We start from the raw sequence: 16,436 nt of genomic DNA, 5'->3' as shown, positions 1-16,436 counted from the left end.
AGGCATGAAAAATGTATTATATAAAAGGATTATTTAAAGATTTGGAATTTTATCTAGTATTTTAAAGATATTTTAAAATTCTAATAAATGTTTTTAATTTTCTATACAAAAAGCAAGAATCTTTTATTAAATTTGAGTCAAACAATTTCGCTATGAGAAGAATTTTTTTTGAAAAGGACAATAAAAAAGATTATTTGTTTGTTATTTTGGACCACGAAAGAGAATTGGATCAAATATATAAAGTTGATAATTTTACGGATGAATCAGGAAGAGAATATGTTTACAATTTGATTGACGAACGCAAAAGATTGAATGCTGAAAATTTGACTCAACATGTTACACCGTTAATCAATGGAAAGTACAAAAATTTCAACGTTGCAGGTGAAGTTGAAACTGCACAAGCTTGTATAGAAAGTATTATTGATAATAGAGAATTGAATAGGGAACAGGAGATTTTTGTCTATGTTCGTAATAAATAAGATAAAATGGCTTTGGAATTTTCAAAGCCATTTTTATTCTATTTCAACTTGATTGAAAATTAATTTTTGAACCACTTCATCTAATTCTTCTTTGTGTTTTGAAACAAAATCATTTGCAACATCTAACAATGTTTTGATATTAGCGTTTGAGACATTTCCCAAATCTAAAGAAGATTCAGGGATTTCTGGATTAAATCGATGATAATTTTGTTGATATTTTGGTTTGAGTAAGGCATACATGCTTTTCATTTCCAAATCAATCATATCAACACCAGTCGAAATGAAAATATCAACCAAAGGATCTACCCATTTCGACTTTGAAATTCCATTCAAATGCTCATGTTTGTATGATTTTGCACGAGATCCATTTCCGATTGAGATGATGTTAAACTCTTGTAAAGGAGCTGTACCGTCAAATTTCAACTCGTCTTTGAAATATTTATTAAAATTTATTTTTTGAGTTTCTATAAATCCTACAAAAGTTGGATTATTTGCAAAAACACCGCCATCAATACAACAAAATTCTTGATCGGCAAATGATTTAATTTTAGCTGGTTCAAAATAAGTTGGTGCAGCTGAAGAAGCTCGACAGACATCTTTTATATAAAAATTTCGGAAAGGAGAAATTCCGTCGATTGTATTAAATATTTTAGGTTTTTGATGTTCTGTATCATAGGAAACAATTGCACAAGGACGAATCAAATCCTTCAATTCAGTTTTTCCAAAAACAATTTCCAATTGTTCTTCCAATACAACTGTTGGTAAATTATCTTTAAGAACACTCAAAGGATTGTTCAAAATAGTCCAAAACGTTTTAGAGAAAATGTTTTTTCCTTCACCCAAATAGATGTTAAGCGCATCTGTGATAGAATGCTTTGCTTTTTTAGGATCTTTGTCAGAAGGCATTAATAATAAAGAAGCAATCAAAGCTCCTGTGCTTGTTCCTGCTATAAAATCAACATAATCACCAATTTTAGCATTTTTATCATGAATTTCTTTTAATTTATCTTCGATGTATTTTAAAATAACACACGAAATAATTCCCCTAATTCCTCCTCCGTCTAAAGATAATAGGATAATTTTTTTCTCTTTAAATTCCATTTTTAATGTTCTATTGCCTAAAGTTAAACTTTTCAATTTAAATGTTCTTAATAGTATTTATTTTTACATCTGAAAAATTTACTCGATTATGACCAAAAAACTATTTCCGACATTTGATATTTGTAATTTGAATACAGAAAAAAATAGCAATGATTTGTTTTCTGTAGATCGATTCAGAGGGTATGTGGACAGTAATCCGCATTTGCAAGAAGTGCATAGCCATAAATATTACCATTTGGTTTATTTTACAGAAGGGAGTGGTGAGCATTTAATCGATTTCGAAAAATTTGAAGCTAAATCTGGAACCATGTATTTTATGAAACCAGGACAAGTGCATCAATGGTATTTTAAAGAGAAATATGATGGATTTGTTGTTAATTTTTCGGACAATTTTTTTGATTGGATTGGAATTAATTCTTCTATTTTACAAAAGTTTCAATTTTTGCAATCTATTTTAGTAGAGGATCATGTTGTTGAAGTTTCGAAAGATTTACAACAAAAAATTTCAAATTATTTTGAGGAAATGATACATGAAAACTATCAAGATGATCAATTTTCTAATTTAAAAATTGGTTTTCATTTGATGAATTTGTTTATTGATATTGAACGAAGTTTGGAAGGTGTAAATGTAAAAGAAGATGATTATAAATCGGTGTTAATAAATAATTTTCAATCGCTTATTGAACAAAATTTTAAAAAGAAAAAATTACCAAAAGAATATGCCGAACTTTTATATATCACGCCGAATCATTTGAATGCGCTTTGTAAGGATGTTTTAGGAAATTCTGCAGGCGAACTAATTCGGAGTAGAGTGGTGCTTGAGGCCAAGCGTTTGCTTGTTAACAAAGAAATTTCGGTTACAGAGATTGCTTATTTACTCAACTTTCAAGATGCTTCTTATTTTGTCAAATTTTTTAAAAAATATACAGGTTTTACGCCAGAACAATTCAGAAAACAATATTATTTATAAGTAAATTGTATCAATTAAAAAGATGGTTATTTTAAGTGATTTTATCATCATGAACAAGTCAGTTTTTTTTTAAAAAAAATAGATGATTGTAAATAAATGATTTATATCAATACGTAAATATTACCATAAATACCATAAATATTGCCAAGCTTTAATTTACAGGTGGCGGTATCTTTGTATAGATATTTATAGTTAATATGAGTGATTTAAAACAAGATACAACGCAACTTGGTTTTGAGATTGAAAATGAACAATTTAGAACAGAGGTTGCAACAATGGATAGGAAAGGAACTCGAAAATGGGTTTATGCAAAAAAACCTTCAGGAAAGTACACTAATTATCGTTCAATCGTTTCTTCGATTTTGTTGATTTTATTAGTGGTTTTACCTTTTATAAAATTGCCAAATGGAAATCCTGTTTTTAAATTTGATGTTTTCAATACCAATTTTATTTTATTTGGTTATCCATTTTTTACAACAGATTTTTTCTTACTTGCATTCGGAATGATTGTAAGTGTTGTTTTCGTTATTTTATTTACGACAATTTACGGACGTTTGTTCTGTGGTTGGGTTTGTCCGCAAACCATTTTTATGGAAAGTGTTTTTCGTAGAATTGAATATTGGATTGAAGGAGATCGTAGTAAACAAATACGTTTGGATAAACAAGATTGGAACGAAGAAAAAATATTGAAAAGAGGTGGAAAATGGACTGTTTTTTACATAATTTCATTTTTCTTCTCGAACATACTGTTCTCTTATATTATTGGAATTGATGAACTGATAAAAATTTATTCAGAAGGTCCATCAGAACATGCAGGTAAATTTTTAGGATTATTTATTTTTAGTGTATTATTCTATTTTGTTTTCGCCTGGTTTCGCGAACAAGTTTGTACATTGGTTTGTCCTTATGGTAGATTACAAGGTGTCTTAATTGATAAAAAAACAATTCAAGTTTCGTATGATTTTCCAAGAGGAGAAAGCACAAACGGACGTTCAAAATTTAGAAAAGGAGAAGATCGAGTTGCAGCAGGAAAAGGTGATTGTATTGATTGTGGTCAATGTGTAGCAGTTTGTCCTACCGGAATTGATATTAGAAATGGTTCGCAATTAGAATGTGTAAACTGTACTGCTTGCATGGATGCGTGCGATACAATTATGACGAAAATTAATCTACCAACAGGTTTAATTCGTCACGCTTCCGAAGAAAATATAGAACAAGGAAAACCTTTTAAACTTTCAGCAAGATTGATTGCATTTACTTTTGTTTTAGTTGCAATGATTTCTGCAATGATTGCTTTTACGCTAAATAGAAGTGATGTCGAAGTTAAATTTTTACAAGTTCCTGGTAAAGATTATGTTGTAGAAGGTGATTATATCATTAATACAATGCAATATAGTTTGATGAATAAAACAAATAAAACCTATAAAATGGTTGTAAATGTAAATGGTTTCAAAGGAGGGAAAACAATTTTGTTAGTAGAGCCTAATCAATATATTGAAATTAATGAAGGAGAATTGAAACAAGGTTTAATAGATATTAAAATTCCTAAAAGTGAACTAAAATCATATAAAGTTCCAGTTATTTTAGAATTGAAGGATTTGCAAGGAAAAACCATCGATCATTACACGATTAGTTTTATGGCTCCATTTTAAATGATTAACAAACGTCTTACATTTTGTAAGACGTTTTTTTTGGAGATTATTTTTTTGTTAAAACTTCGTTTTTAAATTTTAAACCTTCCCAACCATTTTTTATAAATTGACGAATATTATTATGATCAGTTCCTTCAGGAGTTGCTAAAACAGCTTCATAATGTTCAGCAAATAATTTCAAAGTATCTTCTTTAGAAAGGTTATTTAAATTTGCAAAAGCAAATACTTTCGCACTACCTTGATTTTGGTCTATCGCATTTTCTTGATTTCCATTCACAAAAGCAGAAGCAGTGTAATTATAATTTTCTTCGATATAAGCAATAACATCAGCAAAATTCGCCTCGTTTTGATTTAATTTTTCTAAAATCATTTTATCTTTTTGTCAAAAGTAAGAACTTATTTCCAATACAATAAATCATTAACAATGTTAAATTATTTCATACTAAATATACTTAACTTATGTTTAACAACTTTCTGTAAAGTAATTGATTAGATTTATAGGTATTAACCAAATAAAACTATTTATATGTTCGAGAGAAGACAATTTAATTACGAAACTTCAAGCGTAGCGCTAAAGGAGTTAGCAGAAAAAGGATATCAAGAAGATTTTAATTTGTTAGAAAACGATTTGATTGATCATCCACACGATTTTAGAATTATTTATATCTATCGTTACGAAGGAAATTCGAATCCAGAAGATGAGTCAAGTGTTTATGGAATCGAAAAAATATCGACAGGAGAAAAAGGTGTGTTAGTTGCAGGTAATTTAGGATTTGTGCAAACAATTTTGGCATCTATACTTATCCAATTAGAAATAGAGGGTAGAAATCGAACTCTGAATAATTAAATTCAAAAACATGAATCGATTACTAATTATTACAATTAAAAGTTGAAAAAGCGTTACCAAGAAATTTGATAACGCTTTATTATATTTTCAATAATTTTAAAATCGAAAAATAAATTATTTGTCCTCTATTTTTAATAAGAGTTTATATTCAGAAAAACGGTGTTCACGAATCGGTCGTGTATAAGGTTCTGCTTTGAAATATAAAACCAAGCATGTTGAAATATTTTTATATTTTTCTACAAATTCGTACGAAACCAATTCACCATTATTTATTCGTTGTTTTATTTTGTTATGATAAGGATACATCTCTCATTTTTTTAAAGAAAATGATGATTAGAACTAATAATGATAACGCTTATTTTGCTTTTCTACACAATACTTTGAATGGAATCGAAAAAGCGCTATTGTATTTTGATTTTAAACGACGAATATCTCTCGAAGCTGATGCTCTTGTAAAATAATCACCAACTAAAACACGATAATCTGGTGAAAAGTATGCGGTTTGAGACGACAACTCAGGAAAAGAACGGGCAAATTCATTTCTTACTTTGTCAGCGTCCTTTCTATCTTTCGAATAATATATCTGAATTTTGAAACCATTTATTTGTGGTGTTCCAGCACATGGATCGTTGGAATGTACAATAGGTTTTTTCTCTGTGTTTTTTTTGATAGGTGCATTATGAACACAGACTGCGTCTTCTTTCGCTTTTAATACAGTATTTATTCTACTATCAATTTCCATGTTCAATGTACCGTTATTAATAATCTGAACAGTATCAATTTTATTTTGTGCAAAACCACAACTAGAAAAACTGATAAGAAATAAAAAGATAAATTTTTTCATAGGATGAATTAATATGTGCAAATATACTTTTTACAATTAAGTTATTAAATTTTATAGACTTTTATTTTCTTACTACGAATATTATTCCAAATTAACCTTTTTTTCACTTTAAAGGATGGATTAGATTCTTTTTATTGTCTTTTTTGAATAAAAAATATTAAAATTATTTTAAAGAAATTATGTTAAATAGATTTTTCATCAAATGAAAAGCTCTAATCTCAAATCAAATAGAGATTATTTTCATCATAATTTTTTCAATAATTAATTTAGAAACGTTTTAAATTAAGCTCAATGACAAAGTTCAGTATGTAAACTTTATGATTTTATTAAGTATTGAAGCTATTTTTGCTGATAGTTAAGTGTTCAAATAAAAACGAGTTAAAAGAAACAACGAACTGAGATTATTTAAGTAAATGAAGGCAAGATTTCTAAAAAGAATACGTTTATGGAGCTGCGCGATAATACTATCGACGTTCTCCTTAGCAAATGCCCAAGATGCAGGTAAAGGTTACGAGTTATTCGAAGCTAACTGTACAGCATGTCACCAAATTGATGGTGAGTTAATTGGGCCGGAATTACGTGATGTTGAGAAACGCGTACAAGAGCAAGCTGGACTTGGAAAAGAGTGGTTACACGCTTGGATTAAGGACAACAAAGCTTTGCGCGAATCTGGAGATGCGTATGCAAACAAAATTTATGCTGATTACAATAACACTGAGATGTTAGCTTTCCCTAACTTATCAGATGGTGATATTGATAATATTTTAGCATATACAGCAGATCCTGATGGAGGAGTGAAAGCTTTTGAGGAAGCTAAAGCTTTGAAAAAGAAGGAGGCTGCTGATAAAAAAGCTGCTGAAGCTGCACAAGGTGGAGGAGCAAGTACAGGGATTATCGCTGTAGGTTTTGTAGTTTTAGCTGCATTGTTATTGTGGATTTTAGTTCGCGTTAATGCATTGGTTAAAGCAACAGCTACAGAAGATTTAAATTCTAAAGATGAGCAAGCTGCTTTTTCTTTTGCTGACTTCTTCCAAAAATACCAAAAAGTTGGTGGTGTAGTAATTGCTGTATTAGCATTCTTTGCATTGTACAATGTGTATTGGGGATTAATGGGTGTAGGTGTTGACAAAGGTTACGAGCCGGAACAACCGATCTACTTCTCTCATAAAGTTCACGCAGGCGTGCAAGGGATTGATTGTCAGTATTGTCATAGTTCAGCGAAATACGGTAAAGTGTCTGGAATTCCTTCACCAAACGTATGTATGAACTGTCACAAAACAATCAAAGAATACAAAGGAGATTACTTCGAAGAAGAATTAATCACTTCTGGTAAATTCGCAGATGAAGACGCTGTTAAAAATTTCTACACAGGAGAAATCCAAAAAATGTATAAAGCGATTGGATGGAATCCAGAAACGAACAAATACGATGGTCCACAAAAACCAATCGAATGGGTACGTATCCACAATATGCCAGATTTCGTATTCTTTAGCCACGCACAACACGTTGTAGCTGGAGAAAAAGCGATTAAGAAAGCAATTAAGGATGGGACAATTCCAAATGCAAAAGAATTGAACATTGGATCAGGAGACCAAACTTGTTTCGCTTGTCACGGACGTGTTGATGAGATGAACGAAGTGAAAATGGCGAATGATTTCACAATGGGATGGTGTATCGAATGTCACAGAACTACTGAGGTAGATATGGACAACGAGTATAACAAAGAATATTACGCAGAACTACACGAAAAGTTAAAAAAACAGTACGGTGACGCAACTAAGATTACAGTTGATGCTATCGGAGGTTTAGAGTGTGGTAAATGTCATTATTAATATAAAAAAGAGAGGAGTATAAATGGCTTCGAAGAAAAATTACTGGAAAAGTTTTGAGGAGTTAACTGACAATACATTAAATGAAAAGTTAACTACCAATGAATTTGCAGAAGAAATTCCCGTAGACAATTTCTTAGGGAATGACAACGCCATGGAGAATAGTCAAACTTCACGACGTGACTTTTTGAAGATTTTAGGGTTCAGTACAGCTGCTGTTACATTAGCAGCCTGTGAAGCTCCAATCGTAAAATCTGTTCCTTACGTAGTGAAACCAGAAAATATTATGCCTGGTGTGCCTACATATTATGCATCTACAGTTTTTGATGGATACGATTATGCGAGTGTATTAGTACGTACAAGAGAAGGTCGTCCAATTAGAATTGATGCAAATAAAGGAGCGAAATATTTTGGTTCTACAAATGCTCGTGTTCAAGCATCTGTATTATCATTATATGATTCTGATAAAATAAAATCACCTTTAATTAACGGTGGTGAGAATTTCAAAGCAACATCTTGGAAAGATTTAGACGCTACTGTTTCTAAAGCATTAGCATCTGTAGGAGGAAAGAAAGTAGTTATTTTAACTCCGTCTTTACCTTCTCCAACAACTAAAAAGTTGATTGCAGAATTCGCAACAAAATATCCAACAACTCAACATGTAGTATATGATGCAATTTCTTATTCGAATGCATTAGATGCTGCACAAGAAGTATACGGAAAAAGAGAATTACCATTCTATGATCTTAAGAATGCTGAATTAGTTGTTTCTTTCAACGCAGATTTCTTAGGTGACTACAATGGTGGTGGAATGGAAGGTGATTATGGTGTAGCTCGTAAACCAGGAGCAAACATGATGCGTCACATCCAAGTAGAGTCTATTTTATCTTTAACAGGAGCAAATGCTGATACACGTTATCCTTTAAAACCAACTGATACTGAAAAAGTGTTAGCAGAAGTTTATCAAGGATTAACAGGTGGAGCTGCTTCATCTAAAGAAGCAAAAGCAATTGTTGCTGAGTTAAAAGAAAAAGGTTCTAAAGCAGTTGTAATGGCTGATGGTTCTAAAGAAGCGTATACTATTGCATTCGCAATTAACCAAGTTTTAGGATCAGCTGTAGTTTCAGATAAAGCTGTATTATTAAAAGAGTCTAACGATACTGTATTCAATCAATTCATTGCAGACGCTAAAGCTGGGCAAGTTGGAGTTTTATTAAACTTCCAAACGAATCCAATTTACAACGCGAAAAACGCAAAAGAAATTGAAGCAGCTTTCAAAAACATTGGACTTAAAGTTGGTTTAGTTGAAAAATTAGACGAAACTGCATCAGTAATGGACGTTATCGCTCCAGTTACTCACGGTTTAGAGTCTTGGAATGATTTCAGCCCAATAACAGGTGTGTACTCATTACAACAACCAACAATTCCACGTATTTTTGATTCTCGTCAATTCCAAGATTCATTAATTGCTTGGATGACAGGAGTAACTGAAGTGACTGAAGTAGAAGATCCAAATGATCCAATTATGGTGATGGCAGTTTCTGCAACAAGACAAAAAGTATCTCCATTTTACTTATACGTAAAACAAAATTGGGATTCAGCTATTTTACCAAAATTAGGTGTAGATTTCAACAAAGCATTATACAATGGTTATAATGAAGCGGCTGAAACTACGGCTTTTACTGCTAACACAGCTGCTGCTTCTGCTGCTTCTGCTAAATTAGCTGCAGGTAAAGCAACAGAATGGGAAATCCAATTCTATTCTAAAGCTGGATTAGGAGATGGTACTCAGGCTAATAATCCTTGGTTACAAGAATTACCAGATCCAATTACACGTAACTCTTGGGATAACTATTTAACAGTTAATCCAAATGATGCGGAGAAATTAGGAATCAAAATTCAAGATAACTACAACGTTACAAATGGAAGAATGCAATTTGACGGTGAGTATGTAAACTTAACTGTTAATGGAGTTGTTTTAGAAAACGTTCCAGTATTCATTCAGCCAGGTCAAGCTATCGGAACTGTAGGTTTAGCTTTCGGTTACGGTCGCACAAAAGCTGGTAAAGTTTCAAATAATGTAGGGGTTAATGCTTATACATTATATAACGGAACAGTTGGAGTTTCTAACGTTAAAATTGAAAAATCTTCTCGTACAGATAAACATGAGTTCGCTAATATGCAGCAACAACCAACATTGATGGGTCGTTACGAAATCGCAAGAGAAGTTTCTTTAGCTGATTTTATCAATACAGACCGTCAAGAATGGAATCCAGTTGCTAAAATGCCAACTTGGAGAGGAGATTCTCCTGTAGGTGAAGTTGACTTATGGGCAAGTTTTGATCGTTCAACAGGACCTCACTTCAATTTAACAATTGATATGAATGCTTGTACAGGATGTGGAGCGTGTGTAATTGCTTGTCAAGCAGAAAACAACGTACCAACTGTCGGTAAAGAGGAAATGCGTATGTCAAGAGATATGTACTGGTTAAGAATTGACCGTTACTACTCTGATGTAACATACAATGATCCAAACGGAAAATTAACTCAGAAAGTTGCGTTAGAATCTGATCCAGATAACGAACCACAACAATATACACGATTAATTAAGCCAGAGGCAGAAAATCCAGATGTGATTTTCCAACCATTAATGTGTCAACACTGTAACCACGCTCCTTGTGAGACTGTGTGTCCAGTAGGAGCAACATCTCATGGTCGTCAAGGTCAAAATATGATGGCTTATAACCGTTGTGTTGGTACTCGTTACTGTGCGAATAACTGTCCTTATAAAGTACGTCGTTTCAACTGGTTTAACTGGGCGAATAACGATAAATTCGACTTCCACATGAACAATGATTTAGGTCGTATGGTACTTAATCCAGATGTTGTTGTAAGAACACGAGGTGTAATTGAGAAATGTTCATTCTGTATCCAACAAACGCAAGCTGCAATCTTAAAAGCTAAGAAAGAAAACAGAGTAGTTAAAGACGAAGAGTTTATGGCTGCTGCTGCTTGTGCTGCTGCTTGTGGAACAGGAGCGATGAAATTTGGAGATATCAATGATGATAAATCAGAAGTAAGACAAGTATCGAAAGATAAACGTTCTTACGTTTTATTAGAAGAAATTGGTACAAAACCAAATGTTATCTATCAAGTAAAAGTTAGAAACAGAAAAGAACAAGCTTAATTAAATTAATAAAGAATTAATAAGGTAAACAAATATGTCACATTACGAATCACAGGTAAGAGAGCCCCTTATTTTAGGACATAAAACCTACCACGATATCACAGTAGACATTGCACGTCCAATTGAGACGCCTGCAAGTAAATTGTGGTGGCTATGTTTCGGTATTGCAATGGTAGCATTCATCTTTGGTGTTGGTGCAATTGCTTATACAGTTGGAACTGGTATTGGTGTTTGGGGATTGAATAGAACGATTAACTGGGGATGGGATATCACCAACTTTGTATGGTGGGTAGGTATTGGTCACGCTGGTACGTTAATCTCAGCCGTTTTATTATTATTCCGTCAAAAATGGAGAATGTCGGTTAACCGTTCTGCGGAAGCCATGACGATCTTCGCCGTTGTACAGGCAGCGTTATTCCCTGTAATCCACATGGGTCGTCCATGGTTAATGTATTGGGTTTTCCCAATTCCTAACCAATTTGGATCATTATGGCCTAACTTTAACTCACCATTGTTATGGGACGTATTCGCGATTTCTACGTATTTCTCTGTATCAACAGTTTTCTGGTTGATGGGATTAATTCCTGACTTCGCTATGATACGTGACCGTGCAACAAAACCATTCGCTAAGAAAATCTACGGAATCTTATCATTCGGATGGGGTGGTGGAGCAAAACACTGGCAACGTTTCGAAGAGTTATCTTTGGTATTAGCTGGTTTATGTACACCGTTAGTATTCTCGGTACACACGATTGTATCTTTTGACTTCGCAACATCGGTAATCAAAGGATGGCACTCAACAGTATATCCTCCTTATTTCGTTGCTGGAGCTATTTTCTCTGGTTTCGCGATGGTACAAACATTATTAAGTGTAATGCGTAAAGTTTTACACTATGAAGATTATATCACACGTAAACATATCGAGTACATGAATATTGTAATCGTTGTAACAGGTGGTATGGTTGCAGTAGCTTATTTAACTGAGTTATGGATCGCTTGGTATTCAGGATCTCGTTACGAAGACTTTACATATTTTTCTCCAGGAGCAGCAACAGGACCTTATTGGTGGGCATTCTGGGCGTTAATTATTTGTAACGTTTTAGTACCAGGGTTATTATGGATTCGTTCAATTAGAAGAAACTTCTTCTGGACATTCGTTATCTCTATCGTAGTTAACATTGGTATGTGGTTCGAGCGTTTTGATATTATCGTTATCAACTTATCTCGTGACTATTTACCATCAAGCTGGACAATGTTTATGCCTTCATGGGTAGACGTAGGTATCTTCTTAGGTACTATGGGATTCTTTTCTGTGTTATACTTATTGTACGCACGTACATTCCCAGTTATTTCACAATCTGAATTAAAAACTATTTTGAAATCATCAGGCGAAAGCTATAAAAAACATCATACTGAAGATGAGCATCACGAACACTAAAATCGTTTATGGTCTTTACGGAGACGATGATGATTTATTAAAAGCAGTAAAATCTATACGTAAACAAGGTATTACGATAGATGAAGTATATACACCTTTCCCTGTACACGGTTTAGATAAAGCCTTAGGTTTAAAGAAAACTCGTATTTCTGACCTTGCTTTCTTCTACGGTGCATTTGGAACAACATTAGCATCTTTGATGACATGGTTTATTATGAACCATGATTGGGCTCAAGATATCGGTGGTAAACCATCTTTCTCTTGGGGAGAAAATATGCCAGCGTTCGTTCCTATTATGTTCGAGTTGACAGTTTTCTGTGCAGCGCACTTTATGTCATTAACATATTTAGCGCGTAACAAAATGTACCCAGGTGCGAAAGCTAAAAACCCAGATCCACGTACAACAGATGATAAATTCTTAATCGAAATCAGAACTGCTGATGTTGAGAAAATCAAAAATGTATTTGTAGAAACTGGTGCTGAAGAAGTAACAGTAAAAGGTGATGTAGTCGTAGAACCAAGTGTTAACAATTTAGTACAAGAAGCATAATGAAAAAGATAGCATTACTTATAGGATTAGGAAGTATTATTATCACTTCTTGTTCTGATAAAAAACGTGACGCGAGTATCGTATATATGCCGGATATGTATTATTCGACAGCATATGATCCTTATGAAAAGGCAACTTACGGTTACCCTGAAGATAAAGAGAACTCTGAAGTTCCTGTAATGAATAAAAATCACAATATGTCTGCATTAGAATCTGTAGAAGGTGCTGTTGCAAGAACTGATGGTGATATTTTGCCATGGACTTTCAAAAACAATAATGCTGGTTATGCTCAATCAAAAAGTGTAACTGTTTCTCCATTAGATGCTGCAACCAAAACTGCGGATTTAGAAAGAGGAAAAGTGTTATATGGTCAAAACTGTGCAGTTTGTCACGGTGACGCAGGTGATGGACAAGGATCAATCGTAAAATCTAAAGCTTATTCTGGAGTTCCGACTTACGGAGAAAGAGAGATTACAGTAGGTTCTGTTTATCATGTAATTATGTATGGAAAAAATGCGATGGGTTCTTACGCATCTCAATTGACTCCTGCAGACCGTTGGAGAGTTGCTGAATATGTAATGAGTTTAAAAGGTGGTTCAACTGCTGCACCTGCTGCAGAAGCAACACCTGCAACTGAAGAAACAGCAACTAATAAATAATAAAATAAGTTAATTATTATGCAATATACATTTTCCCCAAGATTAAAAAATGCATCACTTATTCTAACAGTGATAGGTGTTGTGCTTTACGGGATAGGATTTTTCTTACATCAACAAGATGTTGCTAATTCAACTGAATATATTAACGGTTTGATTGAAGCTCACCCAACTCAATTTTTTGGTGAGTATATTTCAGATTCATTTGCATCGATGAACACAGATCATGATGCACATATGCACCATTTAGAGAATTTATTGAAAAATAGACCTTGGGCTGCTTTCTATGTACCTGCTTATTTAGCTTTTGGTATCGCAGCTTCAGCATTGTTTTTCTTATGTATTCAATTCGTAGCAAATGCAGGTTGGTCGATGGTAGTATCTCGTGTAATGGAAGCTGTAGCTTCTTTCTTACCAGTAGGTTCTGCTCTTTTAGCAATCATCGTATTAGGATCTTATTTTCACATGAATCATTTATTCCACTGGATGGATGCTGATTTAATAGATCCAGACAATGCTAAGTATGACATCTTTATGGCGAACAAAGCACAGCTTTGGTTAAGTCCTAACTTCTGGTTAGTTCGTTGTATTATTTACTTGGTAGTATTATCTTTAATGTTACCAGTTATTAAAAATGCAACTCGCAAATTAGATGAAACAAACGGAGACTTAAAAGTTTACGCTCAATTGTACAAAAAATCAGTTATTTATTTAGTGATTTTTGCACTTTGTTCTGCAGCTTTTGCATGGGATTTCGTGATGTCTTTAGATCCACACTGGTTCTCTTCTTTATTTATGTGGTACGGAATGGTTTCATACTTAGTTTCTGCGGTTTCTATTATGGCAATTATTTCAATCTACTTAAAAAGAAAGAATGCTTTACCATTATTCAATGATAACCACTTACATGATTTAACAAAATATATGTTCGGTTTCTCATTATTATGGTCTTACTTATGGTTCTGTCAGTTTATGTTACAATGGTATGCAAACATTCCTGAGGAAGCTCAATACTTCCAACAACGTATGGCGCAATATCCATTATACTACTGGATGTTAGTAATCAACTTAGTAGCTCCATTCTTGATTTTAATTTCATCAAGCATGAAACGTCGTTACCAAATCGTTTTCGTGATGGGATTTGTAATCATTATTGGACACTATTGGGATTTCTACAACCAAATTATGCCAGCAGCAGTTGGACCGTTCCACAATTTCGGATTAATGGAAATTGGATCGTTAGTTGGAATTGGAGGATTATTTACATTCGTAGTAATGAATGCAGTTTCTAAATTAAACTTAGAAGCAAAAGGTCACCCTTATTTCCACGAATCAAAAATTTATGAATATCCTTTCTAATCAGAAAGATGTTATAAAATCTAAAAAGCTCGATACATATGTATCGAGCTTTTTTATTTTATTAATAATGATTATTATTTAATTGTTCTACGTTTAATTTCTAAATTCACAATAAATTGATCTACATCATCACCCATAGATAAATTTCCTACAACGTATACCCCCTTATCACCACTCTGATTATTAATTATTCCATAAACAGAAGATTCATCATCAGGATCTGACATTCCTTCGTAACGGTAAATACATACAATATCAAAATGTTCAGGATTCTGCTTTAATTGTCCTTTTTCGATATTATAATCAATTGTAAAACCGTTTTCAGTTAACTCCGTTAAAGCTTCGTTAGTCGTTTTATAACGGTATTGAATTTTTTCTTTCATATTTTAATGGTTTATGAATTGATTCTCAAATACTATTCCATTAAATTTAATTAAATTTTATTAAATTATATTTTTGGTAAGGTTCTTGTCTTACTCTTCACATTATATATGAAAGTGATGATGAAATTAACAGTTTTAAAGAAAATTAATTTAGTTGCAATCTTTGCACTTGCGGCTTTATTTCTAACTTCTTGTGATGGTTCTACTACAATTTATGGTATTGAGCATACACATCATAAAAAGAAAAAGTATAAAAAGTATCCCAAATATGATGCAAGGTATGATAACCATAGAAATCTACCACCTGGACAACATAAAAAGATACATGGAGATAAGTCTGCGAAATATTATGCACCAGGTCAACAAAAAAAGCATAATAAATATTACAAAAAGAAAAATCATCATAAACATTACGATGATTAACAAAAAAAAGGATTGAATACATTCAATCCTTTTTTTTGTTTTAATATCTAAAAATCGGTTTAATCTACAACTTCCATTTGTACGTTCAGAATTCCTGCACTCGTAGAACCTATAGATGTAAACGCTGCTTTACTCAAATCTAATAATCTTGATTTTGTATGCGGTCCTCTGTCGTTTATCTTTACAACTACAGATTTACCATTATTTGTATTTGTTACTTTTACTTTTGTACCGAAAGGTAATGTTTTATGAGCAGCTGTGAAGTTATTTTTATTGTATAATTCGCCACTCGAAGTTTTTTTTCCGTGAAATTTGTCTGCATACCAAGAAACTATTCCGCTTACTTTATTTCCAGCTTTTTCCACTATTTCTGCAACAGTTGTGTTGTCTATTTTATTTAAATCTGCTACTTTATTAAGGAGAGTAGATTTTAAATTTTTTGTATAAACTGATACCGGCAATGGTAAAGGACTTACTGTTGAAAAATTTGATTCTTCCTTTGCTTGTGCAAACGGAATAATCATCAGCATTACTAATAATGTTAAAAAATTCTTTGTCATTCTTTAGTTTTTTCTGAATCTGTATCTAAAATAAGAATTATTGAATTTAATTAGACATGCATAGTATTTTTTATTGATTTTCAATTAATAAAACACTTCTAATTCATTATTATCAGCTGTATTACGAATAGTTGTTAACGTTAAGTTAAAAAAAATGA

The 16,436-nt window shown here is 32.6% G+C and carries 17 protein-coding genes; 11 read left to right on the top strand and 6 right to left on the bottom strand.

What is annotated here, in order from left to right; translation table 11 throughout:
• Nucleotides 1-152 precede the first annotated feature (152 nt).
• The gene (locus NZD85_RS05440; protein ID WP_171623734.1) at nt 153-479 is read left to right on the top strand and encodes a hypothetical protein; all 327 of its coding nucleotides are present in this window, start codon (nt 153-155) and stop codon (nt 477-479) included.
• A 33-nt stretch (nt 480-512) separates the two neighbouring features.
• Here NZD85_RS05440 and NZD85_RS05435 read toward each other — a convergent pair whose 3' ends face one another.
• Nucleotides 513-1,580, bottom strand: coding sequence for a patatin-like phospholipase family protein (locus tag NZD85_RS05435; protein WP_260544017.1), 1,068 nt, complete (start codon nt 1,578-1,580; stop codon nt 513-515).
• Between the two features lie 88 nt (nt 1,581-1,668).
• Between NZD85_RS05435 and NZD85_RS05430 the strand changes: the two genes are divergently transcribed.
• Together NZD85_RS05430 and ccoG are read left to right on the top strand one after the other, a co-directional pair.
• On the top strand, nt 1,669-2,550 hold the full coding sequence (locus NZD85_RS05430) for an AraC family transcriptional regulator (protein ID WP_260544015.1): 882 nt from the start codon (nt 1,669-1,671) through the stop codon (nt 2,548-2,550).
• 197 nt (nt 2,551-2,747) lie between these two features.
• On the top strand, nt 2,748-4,202 hold the full coding sequence (gene ccoG, locus NZD85_RS05425) for a cytochrome c oxidase accessory protein CcoG (RefSeq protein WP_260544013.1): 1,455 nt from the start codon (nt 2,748-2,750) through the stop codon (nt 4,200-4,202).
• Between the two features lie 46 nt (nt 4,203-4,248).
• On the opposite strand, the gene NZD85_RS05420 is transcribed toward ccoG, so the two are convergent.
• Nucleotides 4,249-4,572: a HopJ type III effector protein gene (locus NZD85_RS05420; RefSeq protein ID WP_225539353.1), complete on the bottom strand. Its 324-nt coding sequence runs from the start codon at nt 4,570-4,572 to the stop codon at nt 4,249-4,251.
• A gap of 156 nt (nt 4,573-4,728) precedes the next feature.
• Between NZD85_RS05420 and NZD85_RS05415 the strand changes: the two genes are divergently transcribed.
• Complete coding sequence (locus NZD85_RS05415) at nt 4,729-5,049, top strand: hypothetical protein (RefSeq protein ID WP_225539352.1); 321 nt, start codon at nt 4,729-4,731, stop codon at nt 5,047-5,049.
• A gap of 114 nt (nt 5,050-5,163) precedes the next feature.
• Here the strand turns inward: NZD85_RS05415 and NZD85_RS05410 are convergent, their stop codons facing one another.
• Together NZD85_RS05410 and NZD85_RS05405 are read right to left on the bottom strand one after the other, a co-directional pair.
• Nucleotides 5,164-5,355: a hypothetical protein gene (locus NZD85_RS05410; RefSeq protein WP_225539351.1), complete on the bottom strand. Its 192-nt coding sequence runs from the start codon at nt 5,353-5,355 to the stop codon at nt 5,164-5,166.
• Nucleotides 5,356-5,404: 49 nt separating this feature from the next.
• On the bottom strand, nt 5,405-5,893 hold the full coding sequence (locus tag NZD85_RS05405; protein ID WP_260544010.1) for an SPOR domain-containing protein: 489 nt from the start codon (nt 5,891-5,893) through the stop codon (nt 5,405-5,407).
• Nucleotides 5,894-6,306: 413 nt separating this feature from the next.
• Between NZD85_RS05405 and NZD85_RS05400 the strand changes: the two genes are divergently transcribed.
• The 6 genes from NZD85_RS05400 to NZD85_RS05375 are packed head-to-tail and all read left to right on the top strand — an operon-like array spanning nt 6,307 to nt 14,912.
• A complete protein-coding gene (locus NZD85_RS05400) occupies nt 6,307-7,725 on the top strand; it encodes a c-type cytochrome (protein WP_171622624.1) in 1,419 nt (472 codons plus the stop codon).
• Nucleotides 7,726-7,747: 22 nt separating this feature from the next.
• Nucleotides 7,748-10,909: a TAT-variant-translocated molybdopterin oxidoreductase gene (locus NZD85_RS05395; protein WP_225539349.1), complete on the top strand. Its 3,162-nt coding sequence runs from the start codon at nt 7,748-7,750 to the stop codon at nt 10,907-10,909.
• A gap of 34 nt (nt 10,910-10,943) precedes the next feature.
• Nucleotides 10,944-12,347, top strand: a complete 1,404-nt coding sequence (nrfD, locus tag NZD85_RS05390; protein WP_171622626.1) for an NrfD/PsrC family molybdoenzyme membrane anchor subunit — start codon at nt 10,944-10,946, stop codon at nt 12,345-12,347.
• Entirely contained in the window at nt 12,328-12,897 is a 570-nt protein-coding gene (locus NZD85_RS05385; RefSeq protein ID WP_221411950.1) for a DUF3341 domain-containing protein, read from the top strand. Before nrfD ends, NZD85_RS05385 begins: the two co-directional genes overlap by 20 nt.
• Complete coding sequence (locus tag NZD85_RS05380; RefSeq protein WP_260544007.1) at nt 12,897-13,556, top strand: c-type cytochrome; 660 nt, start codon at nt 12,897-12,899, stop codon at nt 13,554-13,556. The genes NZD85_RS05385 and NZD85_RS05380 overlap by 1 nt, the downstream gene beginning before the upstream one ends.
• Nucleotides 13,557-13,574: 18 nt before the next feature.
• Complete coding sequence (locus NZD85_RS05375; RefSeq protein ID WP_260544004.1) at nt 13,575-14,912, top strand: hypothetical protein; 1,338 nt, start codon at nt 13,575-13,577, stop codon at nt 14,910-14,912.
• A gap of 74 nt (nt 14,913-14,986) precedes the next feature.
• Here the strand turns inward: NZD85_RS05375 and NZD85_RS05370 are convergent, their stop codons facing one another.
• Complete coding sequence (locus tag NZD85_RS05370) at nt 14,987-15,295, bottom strand: hypothetical protein (RefSeq protein WP_225542011.1); 309 nt, start codon at nt 15,293-15,295, stop codon at nt 14,987-14,989.
• A 117-nt stretch (nt 15,296-15,412) separates the two neighbouring features.
• Here NZD85_RS05370 and NZD85_RS05365 point away from each other — a divergent pair, with 117 nt between their 5' ends.
• Entirely contained in the window at nt 15,413-15,718 is a 306-nt protein-coding gene (locus NZD85_RS05365) for a hypothetical protein (protein WP_394368351.1), read from the top strand.
• A gap of 59 nt (nt 15,719-15,777) precedes the next feature.
• Here NZD85_RS05365 and NZD85_RS05360 read toward each other — a convergent pair whose 3' ends face one another.
• Entirely contained in the window at nt 15,778-16,278 is a 501-nt protein-coding gene (locus NZD85_RS05360; protein ID WP_260544001.1) for a septal ring lytic transglycosylase RlpA family protein, read from the bottom strand.
• Between the last annotated feature and the right edge of the window lie 158 nt (nt 16,279-16,436).

The organism is Empedobacter stercoris (assembly GCF_025244765.1).
GTDB lineage: Bacteria > Bacteroidota > Bacteroidia > Flavobacteriales > Weeksellaceae > Empedobacter > Empedobacter stercoris.
This window is presented reverse-complemented; position numbering and strand designations above follow the sequence as displayed.